Here is a 23,200-nt window from a genome sequence, read left to right as displayed (position 1 = left end):
AAGCCTCATCTCCTCACGGTTCGGCCCACACCACTGCCGTGGCGCCCGCGATCTCCATGACGGTGACCGTGCGACCGACCTCGATAACCTGGGTCTCGTCCAGGGCCCGCGCCGACCACACCTGGCCGTCGATGCGGACCCGACCACCCTGCGCATCCACTGTGGACTCGACCTGGGCGTGCTTGCCGACCAACGCGTCCGCGTTCGTCTTGAGCTCGGCTCGGCTCATCCGCCGCTTGATCGCCGGACGCGCCAGCACCACCAACCCCAGCGCGAGCACCGCGAACACCGCCACGTCCACGCCCAACGGCATGCCCAGCGCCGAACTCCCCGCGGCCCCCAGAGCCGCGGCGCCCAGCATGACCAGCACGAAGTCCCCGGACAGGGCTTCAGCGCCGACCAGCAGCACCCCGGCGATCAGCCACAGCAGCGCAGGAGTCATATCCCCATCGTGGCACGGACGTGCCAGGTCGCACCGGCATTTCGCGGCGCGTGATCAAGGCGTGATCCGATCTCACCCGTCAGCGGTGACGAAGTCGATCAGCTGCTCCACCGCCGTCAAAAGCGGCGTCTCCACGTCCCGGAACCCGCTCGCCCCGGCCAGCACGCGCCGCCACCCCTCGGCCGGCTCACCCCAGCCCAGCCGGGAGCACACCCCGGTCTTCCAGTCCTCACCGCGCGGCACCGAAGGCCACTGCCGGATGCCCACCGCCGACGGCTTGACCGCCTCCCAGATGTCGACGAACGGATGCCCGGTGATCATCACGTGCTCGTCGGTGATGCCCTCCACCAGACGCGACTCCTTGCTGCCGGCCACCAGGTGATCCACCAGCACCCCCACCCGGCGGCCCGGCTCCGGCCCGAACTCCGCCAGCAACCCCGGCAGGTCGTCGACGCCGTGCAGCGGCTCCACCACCACGCCCTCCACGCGCAGGTCGTGACCCCAGATCCGCTCCACCAGCTCCGCGTCGTGGATGCCCTCGACCCAGATCCGGCTGCCCCGGGCGGTGCGGGCCCGCAGACCCTCCACCTTCACCGACCCCGACGCCGACCGCTTCGCCGCCGCAGGAGCCTTCGCCGGCACCGCGACCAGCGTCGCGGGCTTGCCCTCGAACAGGAACGCCGCCGGGCGCATCGGGAACAACCGCTGCTTGCCGTGCCGGTCCTCCAGCACCACGTTGCCCTTGTCCACCCGCAGCACCGCACCGCAGAAACCGCTGGCCGCGTCCTCCACGACCAACCCCGGTTCCGCGGGCACCTCCGGCACCTTCTTGCGCCGCGAACCCGCCAGGACGTCCCGTCCGTACTCAACCGACCGCACGAGCGCACACGCTAATCCGATCGTGGCCCCGGGTGGTGCCGCCACGCCGCGACAACACCGCCATGGGCGGAGTCACACCGCGCCTCCCCCGGGACGCGGCAAGGGTTTTCGATCCGTACCCTCTACCGACGTGCCATGCCCAAGCGCCACTCTGGTTGTCTGGTCGTCCGCCTGGCTGCACGGCGCGGCCGCCTCGGACGACGTGCTCGATGCCCTGCAGACCTGGGCCGAGGTGCAGGAGTTCCGCGCCGCCGACGACGAACTCGCCGCGCGCCTGGACCTGCCCGGCCCCGACGACACCCCCGCCGGCCCCGCCCTGCTGCTCGCCGCCCTGCGCAGAGCCGGGGCCTCCACCGGCCAACTGGCGCTGCCGGTGCCCGGCGACGCCCGCGGACTCGACGGCGCCAGCACGCTGTCCAAGCAGGCCATGCGCGCCGGTGAAGCCGCGGTGCTGCCCGAAGCCGGACTGGGCCTGGTCCCCGAACGCATCGCCGAAGGCATCCTGCGCTGGACCGTGCACGCCACCGCCGACCTCCCGCCCGCCGAGCACCTGCCCATCGGCGAAGCCGAGCACGGCATGTCCTCGGCCATGCGCGAAGCCGCCACCGCCCTCATCGACCTCGGCGTGGCCAAGCAGCGCCCCGGCGTGCGCGAGGAGATCGCCCGCACCATCGCCGCCAAACCCGCCCCCGACTGGCCGGAGACCATCCCCCAGCGCACCCTGCGGATCCTGCAGCGCGCCACCGAGGTCGAGGCCATCCTGTGGGTGGCCACCGAGGACTCCCCCGGCGGCGCCCTGTCGGCCTCGGCCATCCGCGCCCGCACCGACGCGCTGCGCCCGCTGTTCGACTCGGTGCGCGCCGCCCGCCGCGCCTGCGTCGCCGAGATGGTCCGCGTCCTGGCCGACCAGACCACCCAGTCCTGACCCCCTGAAACGCCACGAGGGCGGCCACCCCATCGCGGGGTGGCCGCCCTCTTCGTCGACAGGGTCGTCAGCAGCCGGGAGCGCAGGGCTCACCGTTGGCCGTCGACCCGGCCGCCGGGAACTCCGAGAGCTTGCGCACCGGCGCACCGTCGGTGTGCTCGGCGATGAGCTCCACGATCATCCGCGCGAACCGCGGATCCGTGCCCGCGGTGGCGGCCCGGGCGAAACCCATCCCCCGCTCCTGCGCCGCCTCGGCCGCCTCGTTGTCCAGGTCCCAGATCACCTCCAGGTGATCGGAGACGAACCCGATCGGGCTCACCACCACCGAATCCACGCCCTTGGCGTGCAAGTCCTCGATGTGATCGACGATGTCGGGCTCCAGCCACGGCACCTGCGGCGGCCCCGACCGCGACTGCCACACCACGTCGTAGGTCTCCGCACCCACCTGCTCGGCCACCAGCCGCGCCGCCTCGGCCACCTGCCGCGAGTACCACTGACCCCGCCCGTCCGGGCCCACCGGCTCCTCCGCGCGCAGCGGGATCGAGTGCGCGGTGAACACCAGCCGCGCCTGCCCGGCCCGCTCCCCCAGCCGCTCGAACGCCGCCCGCACCGCGTCGGCGTTGGCCTCCACGAACAGCGGGTGGTCGAAGAACTGCCGCAGCTTCACCAGCTCCGGCGCCCCCTCGCCCACCGACTCGCGCGCCCGCGCGATGTCCTCGTGGTACTGCTTGCAGCCCGAATAACCGCCCCACGCCGACGTCGCGAACACCAGCGCCCGCCGCACCCCGTCGGCGCTCATCCGCGCCACGGTGTCCTCCACCATCGGATGCCAGTTGCGGTTGCCGAAGTACACCGGCAGATCCCGCCCCTGCGCGTCCAGTTCGGACCGCAGCGCGGCCATGATGTCCTGGTTCAGCCGGTTGATCGGCGACACCCCGCCGAAGTGCAGGTAGTGCTCGGCCACCTCGTCCAGACGCTCCGGCGGCACACCCCGACCCCGGGTCACGTTCTCCAGGAACGGCCGCACTTCCTCCGGGCCCTCCGGCCCCCCGAACGACAGGAACAACAACGCGTCGAAGCTCACCGCCCCATCATCGCGCCGCGCGAACACCCCCGCGCAACCGGGGCGCACCCGATGTGAACCACGGAATCCTCCGCACGCGACGAGGGCGGGGCTCCCGATGGGAACCCCGCCCTCGCACAGCACCGACCATCAGATCCCCAGCGAGTGCACCCCGCCGTCGACCATGATCATCGAACCGGTCGTCGCGGGCAGCCAGTCCGACAGCACCGCGCAGATCGACTTCGCCACCGGAGTCGGGTCGTTGACGTCCCAGCCCAGCGGAGCCCGGTCACCCCAGCCCGCCTCCAGCTCCGAGAAACCCGGGATCGACTTGGCCGCCATCGTCCGCACCGGACCCGCCGACACCAGGTTCACCCGCACGCCCTTCGGCCCCAGCTCCCGCGCCAGGTACCGCGACGTCGACTCCAGCGCCGCCTTCGCCACACCCATCCAGTCGTAGGCCGGCCACGCCACCCGCGCGTCGAAGTCCATCCCCACGATCGACGAGCCCTCGCTCAGCAGCGGCAGCGTCGCCGTGCTCAACGACTTCAGCGAGTACGCCGAGATCTCCACCGCCGTGGACACGTCCTCCCACGGCGCCTCCAGGAAATCCCCGCCCAGGCACGACGCCGGCGCGTAGCCGATCGAGTGCAGCACCCCGTCCAGACCACCGACGTGCTCGCGCACCCGCTCCGGCAGCGTCTCCAGGTGCTCGGCGTTGGTCACGTCCAGCTCCAGCACCGGCGCCGGCTTCGGCAACCGGGTGGCGATCCGCTCCACCAGGCTCAACCGGCCGAACCCGGTCAGCACGACCTCCGCGCCCTGCTCCTGGGCCACCTTGGCCGCGTGGAACGCGATCGAAGCATCGGTGATCACACCGGTCACCAGGATGCGCTTGCCTTCGAGCAATCCGCTCACGAAAAAGTCCTTCCCAGAAATTCACCCGCCGCGAACACCACCGCGCCGCGACGACCGGCACCCGCGGCGTGCCGGAGCTCCACCGAAACCGTCAGTGCCCCATGCCCAGACCGCCGTCGACCGGGATCACCGCACCGGTCACGTACCCGGCGTCATCGGAGGCCAGCCAGCGCACCGCACCCGCGACCTCCTCCGGAGCCGCCATCCGCGACAGCGGGATCTGCCCGAGGATCTCCTTCTTGCGGTCCTCCGGCAGCTCATCGGTCATGTCGGTGCTCACGTACCCCGGCGCGACCACGTTCGCGGTGATGTTGCGCGACCCCAGCTCCCGGGCGATCGACCGCGCCATGCCCACCAGACCGGCCTTGCTCGCCGCGTAGTTGACCTGACCCGGACCACCCGACAGGCCCACCACCGACGAGATGAAGATCATCCGGCCGAACCGGTTGCGCAGCATGCTGCTCGCCGCCCGCTTGGCCACCCGGTACGATCCCGCCAGGTTCGCGTCGATGACCCGCCCGAACTGCTCCTCGCTCATCCGCAGCAGCAACGTGTCGTCGGTGATGCCCGCGTTGGCCACCAGCACCTCGACCCGCCCGTGCGCGTCCTCCACCTCGTCGAACGCCGCCGCGACCTGGTCCGGATCGGTGACGTCGCACTGCACGCCCAACAGGCCCTCCGGGGCACCCGACCCGCGGTGCGTGACCGCGACCTTGTCCCCGGCGGCCTCGAACGCTCTCGCGATCGCCAGGCCGATGCCCCGGTTACCACCGGTCACCAGTACGGACCGTGCCACTGTGGATCTCCCATCGAACGCACCAAGATTCGTTTCAGCCGCGACAGTATCGGCTCAGCGCACCGCAGCGCTCATCGACTCCTGACACAAAAAGCGCCCCAAACTCGTGGCGCGCCTACACACCGGCGCACCCCGTTCGTGGCGAACCCGCCCCGCGGCAAGTACGGTGGCGCACCACGCTCGAGGTGATCACCACGAGCGTGGTGCAAGCGACATCCACCTGCGGGAATGCGCGGTCGAACCCCTGCGTTGCCCGAGGACCTGCCCCCAACCGTCTGCGAAGAGGGATCCCACATGGCCACGGTCGAACTGACCAAGGACAACTTCGACGAGGTCGTCGGCGACGACAAGTTCGTCATCATCGACTTCTGGGCCGACTGGTGCGGCCCCTGCAAGCAATTCGCGCCGGTCTTCGAGAAGGGCTCGGAGAACCACGACGACATCGTCTTCGCCAAGGTCGACACCGAGGCCCAGCCGGAGCTCGCCGCCGCCTTCGAGGTCCAGTCGATCCCGACGCTGGCGATCATCCGCGACAAGGTCCTGGTCTTCCAGCAGCCCGGCGCCCTGCCCGAGAACGTCTTCGAAGACCTCGTCGGCCAGGCCCGCGACCTCGACATGGAGCAGGTCAAGAAGGACGCCGCCGAACAGCAGCAGTGAGCGTCCCCGGTGGTGCCCGGGCCCTCCCGGCCCGGGCACCCCGGCGCTAGAACCCGGCCTCGGCCTCCCCGGCCGCCGCGTGCAGCACCCCCGGCAGCGCGCTGATCTCCTCCACCAGCGCCGCCACCGGCACCTTCCCCCGCAACCGCAGCGCCACCACCGCCGTGCGCTGCTCGTCGTCGGAATCCTCCCGCTCGACCTGCAGGTCCAGCAGCGCCCACCCGCGCGAGGTGCACATCGTCAGCACGCTGCGCAGCACCCCGAAACCGTCCAGGTAGCCCACCCGCACCACCTGCGGCTCCCGCAACGCCGGACGCCCCACCCGCAGCAGGTACGGGAACCCGATCGCCACCAGGAAGTGCACCGCGGTCGTCGCCGCCGCCAGCACCACCAGACCGCCACCGCAGGCCATCCCCACCGCGGCCACCAGCCACACCGACGCCGCCGTGGTCAGGCCCCGCACGGCATCGCGGCGCACGAAGATCAGGCCACCGCCGATGAACCCGATCCCGGACACGATCTGTGCCGCCACCCGCGACGGGTCCAGCGACACCCGGTCGAACACCAGCAGATCACCGAAGGCGTACTTCGACACCAGCATGAACAGCGCCGCACCCACGCCCACCAGCGCGTGCGTGCGCAACCCGGCGCTCTTGGCCCGAACCTCCCGCTCCAGCCCGATCAGGCTGGAGAACAGCAGCGCCGTCCCCAACTCCACCAGCAGCGGTAACTCGTCGAGCCCCGACACCACGGCATCACCAGGCATCCCCGCAAACTAACACCACCCCCACCCCGCAGCCGCCGCTCACTCCCCACACCCCCGGTCACTCTCCGCGTCCGCAAATACCGGGGTTTTCGACCGGTCAAAAACCCCGGTATTTGTCGGGTCGAAAACCGCAGGTTTTGACCGGTCGAATACCGCAGGTTTTGACCCGGGGAGGACGGGTCAGGTCGTGCGGGGGCGGCGGGCGAGGTAGACGACCGCCGGGGGCAGGTTGCGCCAGACCGTGCGGGAGACGACCGTTTCCTCGAACGTGGCGCGCAGGTCCGCGTGCTGCCTGCGAGCCGGCGGGGCCCAGCGGGTCCAGGTGTAGGCGAACTGCGTGAACACGCCGTCCGGAGCCATCACCCCGGCCAGCAGCTCCACCAGCGCAACCCCGGCGACCGGGGCGTGCGCCACCCACGGCAGGCCGCTGACGACCACGTCCGCCTTGCCCAGACCGCGCTCGGCCAGCAGCTCCGGAACACGCCGGGCATCAGCGCACACCGACTCCACACCCGGGAACCGGCCGCCCAGCTCCGCCGCCCAGGACTCGTTGAGCTCCACCGCCAGATGCGTCCCCCGGCCCGCCAGCCGCCGCTGGATCACCTCGGTGAACGCACCCGTGCCCGGCCCCAGCTCCACCACCACCGGATCACCGGTCAGCGGGATCGGGGCCACCATCTGCTCGGCCAGCGCCCGCGAACTCGGACCCACCGCCGCGGTCGTGGTCGGGGACTTGACGAACTCCCACAGGAAACGAGCTGCCGTGCTCAAGGCGACGTTGCTCCCGTCGTCGGTTAAGGCAGTCTTCGACCGGCGAACAGCGAGATCCCGGCCGCGATGATCGCGCAGAGCGTACCCAGCACCAACCACGGCTTGCTGGCATCTGTGTGCTTGGTCTCGTAGCCGATCTGCTCACCCAGCGTGTCGTAGACCTCGCGCAACTGCTCCGCGCTGGCCGCCTTGTGGAACTCACCGCCGGAGAGCCGGGCGATCTCCTGCATCGCCTCGTCGTCGACCTCGACCCACTCCTGCTCGCCCTCGATCTCGATCGACCCGTGCTTGGTGCCGAACGAGATCGTCGAGATCGGGATGCCGCTCTTCTTCGCCTCACCGGCCTTGGTGTAGGCGCCGCGCGGCGCGTCCATCTCGCGCGGGATCGTCTGGCCCCCGTCGGCCATGAGCACGATCCGCGCAGGCGGAGCCCCCGCCGGACCGCCGACCATCTTGCCGAACGAGTCGATCGCCTGCATCGAGGCGTTGATGCCGTCGCCGGTGGCCGTGGCCTCGGCGAGCTTGAGGCTGTCGATGCCCTGCTTGACGCTCGCCCGGTCGGTGGTCGGCATGACCAGCACCGTGGCCGTCCCGGCGAACGACACCAGCCCCAGGTTGATGCCCGGGGTGAGCTTGTCGGCGAACTCCTTGGCCGCGACCTTCGCCGCCTCCAACCGGTTTGGCTCCACGTCGGTGGCCTTCATCGACAGCGACACGTCGATCGTGAGCATCACCGTCGCCCGGTTGCGCGGGATGCGCTGCTCGGCCGTCGGACCCGCCAGCGCCACCGTCAGCATGATCAGCGCCACGCCCAGCAGCGCCGGCGGCACGTGCTTCCACCAGCCCTGCCTGCCCGACGCCACCCGGTCCAGCACCGCCAGGTTCGAGAACTTCAGCGTGTCGCGCCGGGCCCGGCGCATCGCCCACACGTACCCGGCGACCAGCCCGGCCACGACGAACAGCAGCAGGAACCACCACGGCGCGGTGAACCCGGTCAGACTCAACATCACCCAGCTCCTCCGCCGGACCAGCCTCGCTTGCGCGCCATCACGAACCGCACCACGTCGGCGATCCAGTCGGAATCGGTCCGCAGCACCAGGTGCGCGCACCCGGCCCTGCGCAGCACGCGCGCCACGTCGTCGCGGTGCGCGGCCGCCGCCGCGGCGAACTCCTTGCGCAGCACCGGACTCGTGTGCACCTCGCGCCGCTTGCCCGTCTCCGGATCCGACAGCAGCACCGTGCCCACGTCCGGCAGCTCCACGTCGCGCGGGTCCAGCACCTCGATCGCCAGCAGCGAGTGCCGGGCGCCCAGACCGCGCAGCGCCCGCTGCCAGTCGGTCGGACCGAGGAAGTCGGAGACCACCACCGCCAGGCCCCGGCGCCGCGGCGGGCGGCGCAACGACTCCAGCAGCGCCGCCAGGTTCCCGCGCGTGCCCTCCGGGGCGCGCGGCGTCTCGGCGACCTTCTTCAGCAGCGCCCGGGCGTGACCGGCACCGCCGCGCGCGGGCAGCCGGTGCTGCCCGGTGCCGTTGTCGACCACCGCACCGATGCGGTTGCCGCCGCCGCTGGTCAGGAACATCACCGCGGCCAGCGCCGCCACCGCCAGCTCCCGCTTGTCGCAGGCCGCGGTGCCGAAGTCCAGGCTCGGCGACAGATCCATCGCCACCCACGTCTCCAGCTCGCGGTCGGCGACGGTCTGCCGGATGTGCGGCTCGGCCATGCGCGCGGTGACCGCCCAGTCCATCCGCCGCACATCGTCGCCCGGCTGGTAGCTGCGCGCCTCCCCCGGCTCGCTGCCCGGACCGGGCACCAGACCGAGGTGGTTTCCCTGCAGGAGCCCGTCGAGCCGGCCGCGCACGGTCAGCTCCAGCGCGCGCAGCGCGACCTCCATCCGCCCGGGTTCCAGGGCCGGTGGCGCCCAGGCCGGGCGGTCACCGCCGTCGTGCGCGGGTGCCGCCACGTCAGCCCCTCCCCTCACTGGTGCGGAGGCATCGGCGGCTGGCCGTAGCCCGGCTGCCCGGCCGGACCGACCGGGGCCGGCTGCTGCGGGCGGGCCGAGACCTGCGGCAGCGGCACGGTCTGCAGCACCCGGCCGACGATGTGCTCCACCGGGATGCCGTCGGCCAGCGCGTCGTAGGACAGCACCAGGCGGTGCCGCAGCACGTCGGGCACCACGTCCACCACGTCCTGCGGGAGCACGTAGTCGCGGCCGCGCACCAGCGCCAGGGCGCGGGCGGCGGCGATGATGCCGAGGCTCGCGCGCGGCGAGGCGCCGTAGGAGACCCAGCCGGCGATGTCGGACAGGCCGTGGTCGTTGGGCATCCGAGTGGCGACCACCAGGCGTACCACGTAGTCGACCAGCGCGTGGTGCACGAACACCCCGGCGGCGACGTTCTGCAGCCGGATCAGCTCCTCGGGGTCGAGGACCCCGGCGGGCTCGGGCGGGGCGACGCCCATCCGGTAGATGATCTCGCGCTCCTCCTCCGCGGTCGGGTACTCGACCGGGAGCTTGAACAGGAAGCGGTCGCGCTGGGCCTCCGGCAGCGGGTAGACGCCCTCGTTCTCGATGGGGTTCTGGGTGGCCAGCACCAGGAACGGCGCGGGCATCGGGAAACTCTCGCCGCCGATGGACACGTGCCGCTCGGCCATGACCTCCAGCAGCGCCGACTGCACCTTGGCGGGCGCGCGGTTGATCTCGTCGGCGAGCACGAAGTTCGCCAACACCGGCCCGAGCTCGACGTCGAAGCGCTCGCTGCCCTGCCGGTAGATGCGGGTGCCGAGGATGTCGGCGGGCACCAGGTCGGGGGTGAACTGCAGGCGGGAGAACGAGCCGCCGACGACGCGGGCGAAGGTCTCCACCGCGAGGGTCTTGGCGACGCCGGGCACGCCTTCGAGCAGAATGTGGCCCTTGGCCAGCAGGCCGGTCAGCATCCGCTCCACCAGGCGGTCCTGGCCGACGATGACCCGCTTGACCTCGAAGACGGTGCGTTCGAGCAGCTGCGCGTCGCGCGCCGGGGTGCTGGACGCACCCGCCTGACCCGCCGGGCGCGCCGCGGCGGCTCCGCTCTCACCGTTGCCGGCCTCGGTCACTCTCAGCCTCCTCGTCGATGCGGCCTGGTCGGGCCGATCAAGATCCTGGCACGCCCCTCGCGCACCGCGCACGAGGGGGCGCATCGAACCCCCACCCAACCTCATCGCCGGTATGACCGCTGTGAAGCGCGGCCGCTCCGGCCTCCGGGCCTGTCTTGCGCGCTCAGCTCGAAGAGCATTGATTTCACTCGACACTGAAGCAATAGATGCTTTTGATGTATTGCGGCGCGGCGCTCCCCTCCTCCGGTTCCCCGCGGGTCAGCGGTCGGCGGAGCGGGCTCTGTCGAGGTCGTCCTGGGTGTCCACGTCGGACACCTCAGCTGTGGTGGCCGGGACGCGCACCGGGTCGAGGGCGTCGAAAACGGCTCGGACCGGCCGGTTCCGGACTTCGGCGGGCATCGCCTCGCGCAGCGCCCGCACCCGCCAGACGCCGAGGAGCCACTGCGGCCGGCCGCCGGGCTCGGCCAGCACCGCTCCCCCGGCCTCCGGGTCGCGCCGCAGCGCCTCGCGCAGCCGGTCGAGGGTGTCGCGGGTGAGGTGCGGGTGATCGCCCGCCAGGATCGCCACGACGGCGTCGCCGGGGCCGAGGCAGCGCAGCCCGGCGTCCACGGCCGCCAGCGGGCCTCCCCCGGCCGGCTCCTCGACGGTCCAGCGCACTCCCGGGACCTCCGGGCGGCGCGGGCCGACGACCACCACCGGATCGGCGCCGCGCAGCGCTTCGAGGGTGCGGTCGAGCAGGCTGCGCCCGCCGACCGGCAGCATCACCTTGTCCACCCCGCCGAGCCGGCTGGCGCGCCCACCGGCCAGCACCACCGCCGCGAAATCCGCCACGGCACCATGTTCGCAGCTCGCGGCGGGTGCGGGCGGACGGGTCAGAGCACCCGCACCGCGTAGGAGGTGATGCCGCTGTAGCGGACCGGGGCCACGCGCACCCGGGAACCGGAGTACGGGGCCTCGACCATCTTGCCGTTGCCCAGGTACAGCGCGACGTGGTGGATCGCGCCGCCGTCGTCCCAGAACAGCATGTCGCCGCGGCGCATCTGGGACAGCGGCACGCGCTTGCCCGCCTGGGCCTGGTAGCCGCTGTAGTGGTCGAGCGACACCCCGGCGGCGGCGAACGCGTAGATCATCAGGCCGGAGCAGTCGAAGCCGGTCTTGGCGTAGTCGCCGTAGGAGTCGGCCACTCCCCCGTCCCGGATGCCGCGCGTCGGACCGCGCGAGTTGCCGCCGCCCCAGGCGTAGGGCATGCCCAGCTGGGACAGCGCCCGCGAGATGACGGCCTCCACGTCCCCGGAGGACGACGACGCCGGTGCGCTGCTGCCCGCCTGGTGCCCGGAGACCGAGCTCGCGGCGGCGGCCTGCTCCTCGCGGGCCTTGTCCTCCTGCCACTGCTGGTAGTCGGCGCGCTGGGCCTGCAGGCCGGAGACGTGGGCGCGGGCGGCGTCGAGCTCGGCCTGCACCGAGTCGCGCTCGGAGCGCAGGCCCTCGGCCTGCTGCGTCTGCTCGGCGCGGGCCTGGATCGCGGCCTGCTGGGCGGCCTCGGCGGCGGCGCGGGCCTCGTCGGCGGCCCGGCGCTTGGCCTCGGCCTCGTTCAGGGCGGCGCGGGTCAGCGAGTCCTTGTTGACCTTCTCGATGCGGGCGCGCTCGAGGTCGTCGAGGACGTCGAGCTGGGAGTCGCTGATGGCGTCGAGCAGCGAGGCGCGCTCCAGCATCTCCTGCGGGTTGCGGGCGCCGACGTAGGCGGTGATCGATCCGAGCTTGCTGCCCTGCCGGTAGCTGCTGGCGGCGAAGTGGTCGAGCCGGGTGCGCTGGGCCTCGATCCGGTCGGCGGCGGCGCGGGCCTCGGCGGCCGCGGCGTCGGCGGCGGTGCGGGCCTGGCCGTAGGCGGATTCGGCGCGCTGGAGGTCGACGCGGGCCTTGTTGGCGTCCTCCATCTTGACCTCGACCTGCGATTGCAGGCCGACCAGGCGGGACTCGGCCTCGGCCAGCCGGTTGGCGAGCTCGCCGGCCTGACCGGCGGTGCGCTGGGCCTCGGCCTTGCCGGACTGGATCTCGGCGTCGCTGGGGTTGGGCGGGGGCGCCGGGACCGCGGCGCCGGTACCGGTGGCGCTGAGACCGACCGCGCCGAGCAGCACCAGCACGCCGATCCTGCGCGCGCCTCGTTTCGTGGACAACACCCGTCACCTCCAGCAGATGCACCCGTCCGGAGTCGATCATTAATCCGAACGGAGTCACAATCAGCTGGAGTTTTGCACTGCTGCCCCACGCGCACCAGGCGAAACGGTCACTTCGTTTGCAACATCAACCACTCGTGTCACATCTGCTCCCAGGTGCTGGGATCTCCCCAGGTGCGCAGCGGTTCCCCGGAGTCGATCAGCGGCGCCGCGGCGAGGGCGGGCAGGACCTCGGTCAGCGGTCCGCGCAGCACGGCGTCGGCGATGTCGTCGTAGGGCGTCGGCTCGGCGTTGCAGATGATCAGCTTCGCGCCCGCCCGGGCGGCCAGCTCCACGAACCCCGCCGCCGGGTGCACGGTCAGCGACGTGCCCGCGGCCAGGAACAGGTCGCAGTCCAGGGCGGCGTGGCGGGCCTCCCGCACGACGTCGGCGTCGAGGGCCTGGCCGAAGAAGACCGTCGCCGACTTGAGGATGCCGCCGCACGAGCGGCAGTCGGGGTCGGGCTCGCCGTCGGCGACCCGCTGCAGGGCGTCGGTCATGGCGCCGGTGGCCCCGCAGTGCAGGCACACCGTGCGGCGCATCGTGCCGTGCAGCTCCAGGACGCGGTCGCGGGCGAGGCCGGCGCGCTGGTGCAGCTCGTCGATGTTCTGGGTCAGCAGCGCCCCCAGCCGGCCGGCCTCGTCGAGGTCGACGAAGGCGCGGTGCGCGGCGTTGGGCTCGGCGTGCCAGGCGGGGTTGGCCGCGCGGGCCCGCCAGGCGAGCACGCGCACCTGCTCGTCGGCGAGGTAGCTGTCGATGTCGGTGAGGCGGGCCGTCTGCGGGTCGCGGGTCCAGACCCCGTCGGGTCCCCGGAAGTCGGGGATCCCCGAGGCGGTGGACACACCGGCCCCGGTGAGTGCGGTGATGCGGCGGGCCGCGCCGAACACCTCGCGGGCTCGCTGCCAGGTCGCGCTGTCGTCGACCTCCGGGCCTGGTTGGGTCACGTCTCCACGGTGCCACGCCGCACGGCGGGCACGGCGGACCGGGCTGGTCTGTGTCGCCGGTCACGGCCTTTCTGACCGGGCGTGGGGCGATCATGTGAAGGCCGTTTTTCTTGCCGGTAACGCGTGGCAATTAAATGGGAAACAGCCCGTTCCTACCTTCGTGGCAACCCGTTGAGAGGAGCCGCGTTGACTGCGAACGCACGGGCCCCGAGAGGCCGCTGGATCGAGGGCTGGGACCCCGAGAACGAGGACCTCTGGGAATCCTCCGGCAAGCACGTCGCCCGCCGGAACCTGATCTTCTCCATCATCTCCGAGCACATCGGCTTCTCCGTCTGGAGCATCTGGTCGGTGCTGGTGCTGTTCATGGGCCCGGACATCGGGCTGCCGTTCACCGCCTCGGAGAAGTTCCTGCTGGTGATCACCCCGAACCTGGTGGGCGCGCTGCTGCGGCTGCCCTACGCCGCGGCGGTGACCCGCTTCGGCGGCCGCAACTGGACGATCTTCAGCGCCGTGCTGCTGGTGGTCCCGGCCGGGCTGGCGTTCCACTTCGTGCAGCAGCCGGGCACGCCGCTGTGGGTGTTCATGCTCATCGCGGCCACGGCCGGTGTCGGTGGTGGCAACTTCGCCTCCTCGATGACCAACATCACGATCTTCTTCCCGCAGCGGCTGCAGGGCTGGGCGCTGGGGCTCAACGCCGGCGGCGGCAACATCGGCGTGGCCACCATCCAGGTGGTGGGCCTGCTGGTGATCGCCTTCGCGGGCAACACCCACCCCTCGTACGTGGCGGCGATCTACCTGCCGCTGATCGCGATCTCGGCGGTGTGCGCGGCGCTGTTCATGGACAACGTCGACGCCATCAAGGCCAAGCCGGGCGCGCTGGCCGAGGCCTGCCGCAGCAAGCACACCTGGTGGATCTCGCTGCTCTACGTCGGCACGTTCGGTTCGTTCATCGGCTTCAGCTTCGCGTTCGGCCTGGTGCTGCAGACCGAGTTCGACTTCACCCCGCTGCAGGCGGCGAGCTGGACGTTCCTGGGCCCGCTGGTGGGGTCGCTGTCGCGGCCGCTGGGCGGCTGGCTGGCCGACCGCGTCGGCGGCGCCCGGGTGACGCTGTGGAACTTCGTGCTCATGGCCGTCGGCGTGGCGGTGCTGCTGGTGGCCTCCGCGCAGGGCTCGTTCGGGCTGTACGTGACGGCGTTCATCGCGCTGTTCCTGCTGACCGGCCTGGGCAACGGTTCGACCTACAAGATGATCCCGGCGGTCTACGCCAAGGAGGCCGAGGACGAGGTCACCTCCGGTGGTGAGGCCGTGGCGGCCTTCGCCAAGGCGCGGCGGCTGTCCGGCGCGGTCATCGGCATCGCCGGCGCGATCGGCGCGCTCGGCGGCGTGGGCATCAACCTGGCGTTCCGCTCCTCCTACGGCGGCGCGGCCGGCAACGGTGACGCGGCGCTGATGGTGTTCCTCGCCTACTACGTCGTGTGCGTGCTGGTGACCTGGGCGGTGTACCTGCGGGGTGCGCTCAAGCCCGGTCAGGCTCCGGCGGCGGTGCCGGAGAAGCCGACCGCGGAGGCCGGCCGTGCCTGACGTGCGAACCGTGGCCACGCACTGCCCGTACTGCGCCCTGCAGTGCGGGACCCGGCTCACCCGCGAGCGGCGCGGGGTGTCGGTGCGGCCGACGGACTTCCCGGTGAACCAGGGCGGGCTGTGCCAGAAGGGGTGGACCGCTCCGTCCCTGCTGGACGTCGCCGACCGGCTGCGCCACCCGATGGTGCGCCGGGACGGCGAGCTCGTCCCGGTGTGCTGGGACATCGCGCTCGACACCATCGCCACGGGTCTCGATCGCATCCGGGCCGAGCGCGGCCCGGATGCGATCGGGGTGTTCGGCGGTGGCGGTCTGACCAACGAGAAGGCCTACCTGCTGGGCAAGTTCGCCCGGCTGGCGCTGGGCACCAGCCAGATCGACTACAACGGCCGGTTCTGCATGTCCTCGGCCGCCGCGGCCGGCACCGCCGCGTTCGGGCTGGACCGGGGGCTGCCGTTCCCGGTGACCGACCTGGGCGGTGCGGACGTGGTGCTGCTGGCCGGGGCGAACCCGGCCGAGACGATGCCGCCGCTGATGCAGCACCTGCGCTCGCCGGAGCTGATCGTCATCGACCCGCGCCGCACGGCCACGGCCGAGCAGGCGGCGCTGCACCTGCAGCCGCTGCCGGGCACGGACCTGGCGCTGGCGCTGGGCCTGCTGCACATCGCGGTGGTCGACGGCTACGCCGACACCCGCTACATCGCCGAGCGCACCAGCGGTTTCGACGCCGCCTGGCAGCGGGCGATGTCGTGGTGGCCGGAGCGGGTCGAGCGGGTCACCGGTGTTCCGGTGACCGAGCAGCGCCAGGCCGTGCGGATGCTCGCCGAGGCGGGCAGCGCCTACGTGCTCAGCGGCCGGGGCGCCGAGCAGCACAGCAAGGGCGTGGACACCGTCTCCGGGTTCATCAACCTGGCGCTGGCGCTGGGCCTGCCGGGCCGTCCCGGTGGTGGCTACGGCTGCCTGACCGGGCAGGGCAACGGGCAGGGCGGCCGCGAGCACGGTCAGAAGGCCGATCAGCTGCCCGGCTACCGGATGATCACCGACCAGGCCGCGCGCGAGCACGTCGCCGAGGTGTGGGGCGTGCGGCCGGAGGTGCTGCCCGGCCCGGGCCGTTCCGCTTACGAGCTGCTGGACGCGCTGGGCACCGAGGACGGGCCGAGCGCGCTGCTGGTGTTCGGCTCCAACCCGGTGGTCTCGGCACCCAACGCCGCGCACGTGACCGACCACCTGAAGGCGCTGGACCTGCTGGTGGTGGCCGACTTCGTGCCCTCGGAGACCACCGAGCTGGCCGACGTGGTGCTGCCGGTGACCCAGTGGGCCGAGGAGGAGGGCACCATGACCAACCTGGAGGGCCGGATCCTGCGGCGCCGCCGGTTGCAGGTGCCGCCCGGGCACGCGCGCAGCGACCTGGAGGTGCTGCACGGCATCGCCACCCGGCTCGGCGAGCCGGGCCACCGCTACCCCACCCGGCCGCGCGAGGTCTTCGACGAGCTGCGCCGCGCCTCCGCGGGCGGCAAGGCCGACTACTCGGGCATCAGCTACGAGCGGCTCGACTCCGGTGAGGCGCTGCACTGGCCGTGCCCGGACGGCGAGCACCCGGGCACGCCGCGGCTGTTCCTGGACGGCTTCGCCCACGCGGACGGGCGGGCGCGGTTCGTCGCCGTGGAGCACCGCGAGGCCGGGGACGTGCCCGCCGAGGTGTTCCCGCTGACGGCCACGACCGGCCGGGTGCTGGCGCAGTACCAGTCCGGGGCGCAGACCCGCCGGGTCGCCGAGCTCAACGACGCCTCCCCCGAGGCGTTCGTGGAGGTCCACCCCGACACCGCGTCCCGGGCCGGGCTGGCCGAGGGCGCGCGGGCGCGGGTGACCTCGCCGCGCGGCAGCACCGTCGCCACCGTGCGGCTGGTGCCGACGATGCGCACCGACACGGTGTTCCTGCCGTTCCACTTCCCCGGTGAGGGGCGGGCGAACCTGCTCACCTCCGGGGCGCTCGACCCGCGCAGCCGGATGCCGGAGTTCAAGGTCAGCGCGGTGCGCCTGGAGCCGGAGGTGAGCGCGCCATGACCACCCCGCTGCCCCTGCACCCGGTCGCCGGGCGCGTCGTCGTGGTCGGCAACGGGCCGGCCGCGCACCGCTTCGTGGAGCGGCTGCGCGCGCTGGGTCACGATGGCCCGGTGACGGTGCTCGGCGCCGAGGACCGGCCCGCCTACAACCGGGTGCTGCTGGGCTCGGTGCTCGACGGGTCGCTGCCCCCGGGCGCGGTGTCGCTGCCGGAGCTCGACGCGGAGGTGCACCTGGGGTGCGCGGTGACCGACATCGACCGCGCGCAGCGCGCGGTGCGCACCGAGGACGGCCGCGAGTTCGGCTACGACGCGCTGGTGCTGGCCACCGGGGCGCGGCCGCTGGTGCCGGAGGTCCTGGGGCTGGACGCCGAGCGGCTCACCGCGCTGCGCACCCTCGACGACTGCGCGCGGCTGGACGGGGTGAGCGGACCGGTCGCGGTGCTCGGCGGCGGGGTGCTGGGCGTGGAGACCGCGCGGGCGATGCTGGCGCGCGGGTGCCGGGTGACGCTGGTGCACCGCGAGCAGCACCTGATGGAGCGCCAGCTCGACGAGGTCGGCGGCCGGATGCTGGCCGAGCGGCTGACCGGGCTCGGCGTCGACGTGCGCCTGGGCGTCAAGGCCGGGTCCTACCGGGCGCCGGTGCTGCGGCTCGGCGACGGCGAGGAGGTCCCGGCCGAGCGGGTCGTGGCCTGCACCGGGGTGTGGCCGGAGGTGACCCTCGCGCAGCGCGCCGGGGTGTCGGTCAACCGCGGTGTGGTCGTCGACGACCGGCTGCGCACCAGCGACGAGCACATCCACGCGATCGGCGACTGCGCCGAGCACCGCGGCGGCACGCCCGGGCTGGTCGGGGCGGCGTGGGAGCAGGCCGAGGTGCTGGCCGCGCACCTGTCCGGTCGCGACGCGGCGCTGCCGGCGACCCGGGTGGTGTCCCGGCTCAAGGCCCGCGGCATCGACCTGGTCTCGGTCGGATCGGTGGGAGCGCTGAGCTCCGCCGACGCCGAGATCGTCACGCTGTCGGACCCGGCGCGCGGCCGCTACGCCAAGCTCGCGCTGCACTCCGGGCGGATCTCCGGCGCGGTGCTGCTGGGCTTCCCGGCCGCGATCGCCGCCGTCAGCCAGCTGCACGACCGCGACCTGCCGATGCCCGCCGACCGGCTGTCGCTGCTGCTGGGCACCCCGGCTGCGGTGCCGGGCGCTCAGGTGGAGCTGCCGGAGGACGCGGTGCTGTGCCGCTGCAACAACGTCACCAAGAAGTCCCTGATCACCGCCTGGCACGGCGGTGCCCGCTCGGTCGCCGAGCTGGCCAGGGCAACGCGCGCCACCACCGGTTGCGGCAGCTGCGTCGACGACGTCGGCCGGCTGTGCAGCTCGTTGGCGGATCGCATCGAATCAGAAAGGGAGGGCGCGGCATGACCCGCACGCTCGTCGTCGTCGGCCACGGGATGGTCGGCCACCGGCTCGTTGAAACACTCCGCGATCGCGATGAGGCGAACGCCTGGCGGATCGTCGTGCTCGGCGAAGAGCCCCGCCCCGCCTACGACCGGGTCGGGCTGTCGTCCTACCTGGACGGCAAGAGCGCCGAGGACCTGAGCCTCACGAGCCAGGACGTGCTCGACGACCCGATGGTCGAGCTGCGGCTCAACGTTGCGGTGACCGGTGTGGACACCGCGGCCCGCACGGTGACGCTGGACGGCGGCGAGTCGCTGAGCTACGACGCGCTGGTGCTGGCGACCGGTTCGAAGCCGTTCGTGCCGCCGGTTTCCGGCCACCAGCTGCCCGGTTCCTTCGTCTACCGCACGATCGAGGACCTCGACGCGATCCGCGAGGCGGCCACGGAGGGCCGCGACGGCGTGGTCATCGGCGGCGGTCTGCTGGGCCTGGAGGCGGCCAACGCGCTGCGGCTGCTGGGGATGCGCCCGCACGTGGTGGAGATGGCGCCGCGGCTGATGCCGCTGCAGGTCGACGAGGGCGGCGGGCAGGTGCTGCGCGGCCTGGTCGAGGAGCTGGGCCTGACGGTGCACGCCGGTGCGGCCACCCAGTCGATCGACGGCGAGGAGCGCGTCACGGGCGTGACGCTGGCCGACGGCACGGTCATCGACACCGATCTGGTGGTGTTCTCCGCGGGTGTGCGCCCGCGCGACGAGCTGGCCGAGCTCGCCGGTGTCGAGCGCGGTGAGCGCGGCGGTTTCCTGGTCGACGAGGCGTGCCGCACCAACGTCGAGGGCGTGTGGGCGATCGGTGAGTGCGCGGCGGTCGAGGGCCGCTGCTACGGGCTGGTCGCGCCCGGTTACACGATGGCCGAGGGCGTGGCCGATCAGCTGCTGGAGCTCGGCGAGGGCACCTTCCCGGGTGCCGACATGTCGACCAAGCTGAAGCTGCTCGGTGTCGACGTGGCCAGCTTCGGCGACGCGCACGGCACCACCGAGGGCGCGCTGGAGGTCGTCTACGCCAACAACGCGGCGGGCACCTACGCGAAGCTGGTGCTCTCCGACGATGCGCGGGTGCTGCTGGGTGGTGTGCTGGTCGGTGACGCCAGCGCGTACGCGGTGCTGCGGCCGCTGGTGGACCGCGAGCTGCCCGCGCCGCCGGAGCAGCTGCTGCTGCCCGCCGGGTCCGGTGTGGACTCGGGCGCGCTGCCCGACGAGGCCACGGTGTGCTCCTGCAACAACGTGACCAAGGGCGAGATCACCTGCGCGATCGCCGAGCACGGGCTGGCCGACGTGCCGGAGGTCAAGGCCTGCACGAAGGCGGGCACCAGCTGCGGGTCGTGCGTGCCGATGCTCAAGACGCTGCTCAACGAGTGCGGCGTGGTGACCTCGAAGGCGTTGTGCGAGCACTTCACCCAGTCGCGGGCGGAGCTGTTCGAGATCGTGCAGGCCACCGGCATCGGCTCGTTCTCCGAGCTGATCACCAAGCACGGGTCGGGGCGCGGCTGCGACATCTGCAAGCCGGCGGTGGCCTCGATCCTGGCCAGCCTCGGCAACGGCCACATCCTGGAGGGCGAGCAGGCGACGCTGCAGGACACCAACGACCGGTTCCTGGCCAACCTGCAGCGCAACGGCACCTACTCGGTGGTGCCGCGGGTGCCGGGCGGGGAGATCACCCCGGACAAGCTCATCGTGCTGGGTGAGGTCGCCAAGGAGTTCGGCCTCTACACCAAGATCACCGGCGGGCAGCGCATCGACCTGTTCGGCGCGCGCGTGGAGCAGCTGCCGGAGATCTGGAAGCGCTTGGTGGAGGCCGGTTTCGAGTCCGGGCACGCCTACGGCAAGGCGCTGCGGACGGTGAAGTCCTGCGTCGGCAACGACTGGTGCCGCTACGGGGTGCAGGACTCGGTGAGCATGGCGATCCGGCTGGAGCTGCGCTACCGGGGTCTGCGCTCGCCGCACAAGCTCAAGTCGGCGGTGTCGGGGTGCGCCCGCGAGTGCGCGGAGGCGCGCGGCAAGGACTTCGGCGTCATCGCCACCGACAAGGGCTGGAACCTCTACGTCGGCGGCAACGGCGGGTTCACCCCGCGCCACGCCGAGCTGCTGGCCGCCGACCTCGACGACGAGCGGCTGATCCAGCTCATCGACCGGTTCCTGATGTTCTACGTGCGCACGGCCGACCGGTTGCAGCGCACCTCGGCGTGGGTGGAGTCGCTCGACGGCGGGCTGGAGCACCTCAAGGAGGTCGTCGTCGAGGACTCGCTCGGCATCGCCGAGGAGCTGGAGGCCGCGATGCAGCGGCACGTCGACACCTACTCCGACGAGTGGGCGGGGGTGCTGCAGGACCCGGGCAAGCTCTCCCGGTTCGTGTCGTTCGTCAACGCGCCCGACGCGCCCGATCCCACGATCCGCTTCATCGAGGAACGCGGTCAGATCCGCCCGGGCCCGGTGACCCTGCCGATGCCCGAGATCGTCTCCCCGAACCAGGAGGTCCTCTCGTGAACTGGCACCAGATCTGCGACATCGACCTGCTGCTGCCCGAGTACGGCGTGCCCGCGCTGATCGGCGAGCACCCGGTCGCGGTGTTCCGCACCCACGACGACGAGCTGTACGCGGTCGGCAACGTCGACCCGTTCTGCGGGGCCGGGGTGATGAGCCGCGGCATCGTCGGCGACCGCGACGGCGAGCCGACGGTCGCCTCGCCGATGCTCAAGCAGGTGTTCTCGCTGCGGACCGGGCAGTGCCTGGACGACCCGGACGCGCGGCTGCCGGTGTTCCCGGTGCGGCGTCGCGAGACCGTCGTGGAGGTCGCGCTCCCTTGAGCGAAGAGCTGACCGGATACACCGTCGCGGTCACCGCGGCGCGGCGTGCCGAGGAACTGGGTTCGCTGCTGGAGCGCCGCGGCGCGCGGGTCGTGCACGGCCCGGCGCTGCGGATCCTGCCGCTGTCCGACGACACCGAGCTGCGGCGCGCCACCGACGAGTGCCTGCAGGACCCGCCGGACGCGGTCGTGGCCACCACCGGCATCGGTTTCCGCGGCTGGGTGGAGGCCGCCGACGGCTGGGGCGTGGGTGCCGAGCTGCTGGAGGCGCTGGCCTCGGCGCGGCCGCTGGCGCGGGGGCCGAAGGCGCGGGGCGCGGTGCGGGCGGCGGGGCTGCCCGATCCGTGGTCGCCGGCCTCGGAGTCCTCGGCGGAGCTGCTGGAGCACCTGCTCGCCGAGCCGCTCGACGGGATGCGGGTCGCGGTGCAGCTGCACGGCCAGCCGCTGCCGGACTTCGTCGAGGCGCTGCGCTGTGCCGGGGCGACGGTCATCGAGGTGCCGGTGTACCGCTGGACCGCTCCGGCCGACATCACGGCGCTGGAGAGCCTGCTGTCGGCGGTGTGCGCGCACCAGGTCGACGCGGTGACCTTCACCAGCGCTCCGGCGGCGGCGAGCATGCTGTCGCTGGCCGCCGAGCGCAACTGCCGGGACGAGCTGCTGGCGGCGCTGCGCGGTCCGGTGCTGGCGGCGTGCGTGGGTCCGGTGACGCACGCGCCGCTGGCCGACCACGGGGTGCCCGCGGTGATCCCGGAGCGGTTCCGGATCGGCGCGCTGGTGCGGTCGCTGTGCGAGGCGTTGCCGATGCGCTCGCCGACGCTGCCGGTGGCCGGGCACAACCTCCAGGTGCGCGGCCACGCCGCGATCCTCGACGGCGAGGTCAAGCAGCTCTCGCCGCAGGGCACGATGCTGCTGCGGGCGCTGGCCGAGCGGCCGGGCCGGGTGGTCTCGCGGCCCGCGCTGGCCAAGGCGCTCAACTGCGCCGGTGGTGTCGCCGACGAGCACGCCGTCGAGCAGGCAGTGGCGCGGCTGCGGTCGTCGCTGGGCGCGCCGCACCTGGTGCAGACCGTGATCAAACGCGGATACCGACTTCCGCTGGAACCGATGAGGGACTCCCCGCGATGCGCCGATCCGTTGCTGTGAACTCCGCGAACCCGCCGCTGCTGCTGGTGGCCCACGGAACCCGCGACCCCGAGGGTCCGCGGGTGATCGAGCAGCTGGCCGAGGCGACCGCGGCGGTCCTGGGTGTTCCGGTGCACGTCGGCTACGTCGACGTGATCGGCCCGACCGTGGCCGAGACGCTGGAGCGGGTGCCGGGCCCGGTGGTGGCGCTGCCGGCGTTCCTGGCGGCCGGGTACCACGTGCGCACCGACCTGCCCGAGCAGGTGGCTTCGACGGGCCGGGAGGACGTGACGATCACCGCTCCCCTGGGGCCGTCGCCGGCGATCACCGAGGCGCTGCTGGACCGGTTGCGGCAGGCCGGGTGGCGGCCGGGCGACCGGGTGCTGTTCTCGGCGGCCGGTTCCTCGGACGCGCGCGCCCTGGCCGACGTGCGCGCCGCCGCCCGGGAGCTCGGCCGCCGCTGCGGGCAGTGGCTCAACCCCAGCTACATCACCACCGCGAGCCCGGCGACCGAGGACGTCTGCGCCCCGGGCGTTTTCATCGCCCCCTACCTGCTGGCGCCGGGCCTGTTCCACCGCCGCCTCGCCGAGCTGGCGTCCTCCGGTGTCGCCGACCCGATCGGGGTGCACCCGGCGGTCGTCGACCTCATCGCCCGCCGCTACCGCGGCGCGGTCCGCGACCACGTCACCGCGGCCTGACTCCCCGGCCGGGCCCCTCCCCGCCCGGC

Annotated in this window: 22 protein-coding genes; 9 read left to right on the top strand and 13 right to left on the bottom strand. The window is 72.7% G+C overall.

The window, feature by feature from the left end; translation table 11 throughout:
• Nucleotides 1-13: 13 nt before the first annotated feature.
• Nucleotides 14-442, bottom strand: coding sequence for an NfeD family protein (locus tag BM424_RS16935; protein ID WP_093418857.1), 429 nt, complete (start codon nucleotides 440-442; stop codon nucleotides 14-16).
• Between the two features lie 72 nt (nucleotides 443-514).
• A complete protein-coding gene (locus tag BM424_RS16930; RefSeq protein ID WP_093418855.1) occupies nucleotides 515-1,321 on the bottom strand; it encodes a DUF3097 domain-containing protein in 807 nt (268 codons plus the stop codon).
• Between the two features lie 130 nt (nucleotides 1,322-1,451).
• On the opposite strand from BM424_RS16930, the gene BM424_RS16925 reads away from it, so the two are divergent.
• A complete protein-coding gene (locus BM424_RS16925) occupies nucleotides 1,452-2,246 on the top strand; it encodes a hypothetical protein (protein ID WP_093418852.1) in 795 nt (264 codons plus the stop codon).
• A gap of 67 nt (nucleotides 2,247-2,313) precedes the next feature.
• Here BM424_RS16925 and BM424_RS16920 read toward each other — a convergent pair whose 3' ends face one another.
• From BM424_RS16920 to fabG, 3 genes are all read right to left on the bottom strand, one after another.
• Nucleotides 2,314-3,330, bottom strand: coding sequence for a ferrochelatase (locus tag BM424_RS16920; RefSeq protein ID WP_093418849.1), 1,017 nt, complete (start codon nucleotides 3,328-3,330; stop codon nucleotides 2,314-2,316).
• Nucleotides 3,331-3,459: 129 nt separating this feature from the next.
• A complete protein-coding gene (gene fabI / locus BM424_RS16915) occupies nucleotides 3,460-4,227 on the bottom strand; it encodes an enoyl-ACP reductase FabI (RefSeq protein ID WP_093418847.1) in 768 nt (255 codons plus the stop codon).
• Nucleotides 4,228-4,318: 91 nt separating this feature from the next.
• Entirely contained in the window at nucleotides 4,319-5,023 is a 705-nt protein-coding gene (gene fabG, locus BM424_RS16910) for a beta-ketoacyl-ACP reductase (protein ID WP_093418845.1), read from the bottom strand.
• A gap of 294 nt (nucleotides 5,024-5,317) precedes the next feature.
• On the opposite strand from fabG, the gene trxA reads away from it, so the two are divergent.
• Nucleotides 5,318-5,680: a thioredoxin gene (gene trxA / locus BM424_RS16905; protein WP_093418842.1), complete on the top strand. Its 363-nt coding sequence runs from the start codon at nucleotides 5,318-5,320 to the stop codon at nucleotides 5,678-5,680.
• A 46-nt stretch (nucleotides 5,681-5,726) separates the two neighbouring features.
• Here trxA and BM424_RS16900 read toward each other — a convergent pair whose 3' ends face one another.
• The 8 genes from BM424_RS16900 to BM424_RS16865 form a co-directional block, all read right to left on the bottom strand.
• Nucleotides 5,727-6,446, bottom strand: coding sequence for an MgtC/SapB family protein (locus BM424_RS16900; RefSeq protein ID WP_093418840.1), 720 nt, complete (start codon nucleotides 6,444-6,446; stop codon nucleotides 5,727-5,729).
• 180 nt (nucleotides 6,447-6,626) lie between these two features.
• Nucleotides 6,627-7,217, bottom strand: a complete 591-nt coding sequence (locus BM424_RS16895; RefSeq protein ID WP_093418837.1) for a class I SAM-dependent methyltransferase — start codon at nucleotides 7,215-7,217, stop codon at nucleotides 6,627-6,629.
• 23 nt (nucleotides 7,218-7,240) lie between these two features.
• Nucleotides 7,241-8,221, bottom strand: coding sequence for a VWA domain-containing protein (locus tag BM424_RS16890; protein WP_217649743.1), 981 nt, complete (start codon nucleotides 8,219-8,221; stop codon nucleotides 7,241-7,243).
• Nucleotides 8,222-8,223: 2 nt separating this feature from the next.
• Nucleotides 8,224-9,108: a DUF58 domain-containing protein gene (locus BM424_RS16885; protein ID WP_093419294.1), complete on the bottom strand. Its 885-nt coding sequence runs from the start codon at nucleotides 9,106-9,108 to the stop codon at nucleotides 8,224-8,226.
• A gap of 83 nt (nucleotides 9,109-9,191) precedes the next feature.
• A complete protein-coding gene (locus BM424_RS16880) occupies nucleotides 9,192-10,214 on the bottom strand; it encodes an AAA family ATPase (protein WP_245775932.1) in 1,023 nt (340 codons plus the stop codon).
• Between the two features lie 351 nt (nucleotides 10,215-10,565).
• Nucleotides 10,566-11,138, bottom strand: coding sequence for a molybdenum cofactor guanylyltransferase (gene mobA, locus BM424_RS16875; RefSeq protein ID WP_093418830.1), 573 nt, complete (start codon nucleotides 11,136-11,138; stop codon nucleotides 10,566-10,568).
• Nucleotides 11,139-11,179: 41 nt separating this feature from the next.
• Complete coding sequence (locus BM424_RS16870) at nucleotides 11,180-12,484, bottom strand: NlpC/P60 family protein (RefSeq protein WP_425442024.1); 1,305 nt, start codon at nucleotides 12,482-12,484, stop codon at nucleotides 11,180-11,182.
• Nucleotides 12,485-12,621: 137 nt separating this feature from the next.
• Nucleotides 12,622-13,464, bottom strand: a complete 843-nt coding sequence (locus tag BM424_RS16865; protein WP_425442023.1) for an SIR2 family NAD-dependent protein deacylase — start codon at nucleotides 13,462-13,464, stop codon at nucleotides 12,622-12,624.
• A 186-nt stretch (nucleotides 13,465-13,650) separates the two neighbouring features.
• On the opposite strand from BM424_RS16865, the gene BM424_RS16860 reads away from it, so the two are divergent.
• Genes BM424_RS16860 through BM424_RS16830 form a run of 7 tightly spaced genes read left to right on the top strand, consistent with a single transcriptional unit; the run spans nucleotide 13,651 to nucleotide 23,171 of the window.
• Complete coding sequence (locus BM424_RS16860) at nucleotides 13,651-15,045, top strand: MFS transporter (protein ID WP_093418827.1); 1,395 nt, start codon at nucleotides 13,651-13,653, stop codon at nucleotides 15,043-15,045.
• Nucleotides 15,038-17,107: a molybdopterin oxidoreductase family protein gene (locus BM424_RS16855; RefSeq protein WP_093418824.1), complete on the top strand. Its 2,070-nt coding sequence runs from the start codon at nucleotides 15,038-15,040 to the stop codon at nucleotides 17,105-17,107. The genes BM424_RS16860 and BM424_RS16855 overlap by 8 nt, the downstream gene beginning before the upstream one ends.
• Nucleotides 17,104-18,519, top strand: coding sequence for an FAD-dependent oxidoreductase (locus BM424_RS16850; protein ID WP_093418821.1), 1,416 nt, complete (start codon nucleotides 17,104-17,106; stop codon nucleotides 18,517-18,519). The genes BM424_RS16855 and BM424_RS16850 overlap by 4 nt, the downstream gene beginning before the upstream one ends.
• Nucleotides 18,516-21,035, top strand: coding sequence for a nitrite reductase large subunit NirB (gene nirB, locus BM424_RS16845; RefSeq protein ID WP_093418819.1), 2,520 nt, complete (start codon nucleotides 18,516-18,518; stop codon nucleotides 21,033-21,035). The genes BM424_RS16850 and nirB overlap by 4 nt, the downstream gene beginning before the upstream one ends.
• Nucleotides 21,032-21,355, top strand: coding sequence for a nitrite reductase small subunit NirD (gene nirD / locus BM424_RS16840; protein ID WP_093418816.1), 324 nt, complete (start codon nucleotides 21,032-21,034; stop codon nucleotides 21,353-21,355). The genes nirB and nirD overlap by 4 nt, the downstream gene beginning before the upstream one ends.
• Entirely contained in the window at nucleotides 21,352-22,494 is a 1,143-nt protein-coding gene (locus tag BM424_RS16835; protein ID WP_093418813.1) for a uroporphyrinogen-III synthase, read from the top strand. Before nirD ends, BM424_RS16835 begins: the two co-directional genes overlap by 4 nt.
• The gene (locus tag BM424_RS16830) at nucleotides 22,491-23,171 is read left to right on the top strand and encodes a sirohydrochlorin chelatase (RefSeq protein ID WP_245775903.1); all 681 of its coding nucleotides are present in this window, start codon (nucleotides 22,491-22,493) and stop codon (nucleotides 23,169-23,171) included. Before BM424_RS16835 ends, BM424_RS16830 begins: the two co-directional genes overlap by 4 nt.
• Nucleotides 23,172-23,200 lie beyond the last annotated feature (29 nt).

The sequence above is a fragment of the Saccharopolyspora flava genome (genome assembly GCF_900116135.1).
Lineage (GTDB): Bacteria > Actinomycetota > Actinomycetes > Mycobacteriales > Pseudonocardiaceae > Saccharopolyspora > Saccharopolyspora flava.
Note: the sequence above shows the minus strand (reverse complement) of the source record. Positions and strands in the feature narration are given on the sequence as shown.

Bases quoted from the DNA above. Each gene is read 5' to 3' on its own strand.
- BM424_RS16935 (WP_093418857.1), bottom strand. From the start codon at position 442: ATGACTCCTGCGCTGCTGTGGCTGATCGCCGGGGTGCTGCTGGTCGGC.
- trxA (WP_093418842.1), top strand. From the start codon at position 5,318: ATGGCCACGGTCGAACTGACCAAGGACAACTTCGACGAGGTCGTCGGC.
- BM424_RS16900 (WP_093418840.1), bottom strand. From the start codon at position 6,446: ATGCCTGGTGATGCCGTGGTGTCGGGGCTCGACGAGTTACCGCTGCTG.
- BM424_RS16885 (WP_093419294.1), bottom strand. From the start codon at position 9,108: ATGGAGGTCGCGCTGCGCGCGCTGGAGCTGACCGTGCGCGGCCGGCTC.
- BM424_RS16850 (WP_093418821.1), top strand. From the start codon at position 17,104: ATGACCACCCCGCTGCCCCTGCACCCGGTCGCCGGGCGCGTCGTCGTG.
- nirB (WP_093418819.1), top strand. From the start codon at position 18,516: ATGACCCGCACGCTCGTCGTCGTCGGCCACGGGATGGTCGGCCACCGG.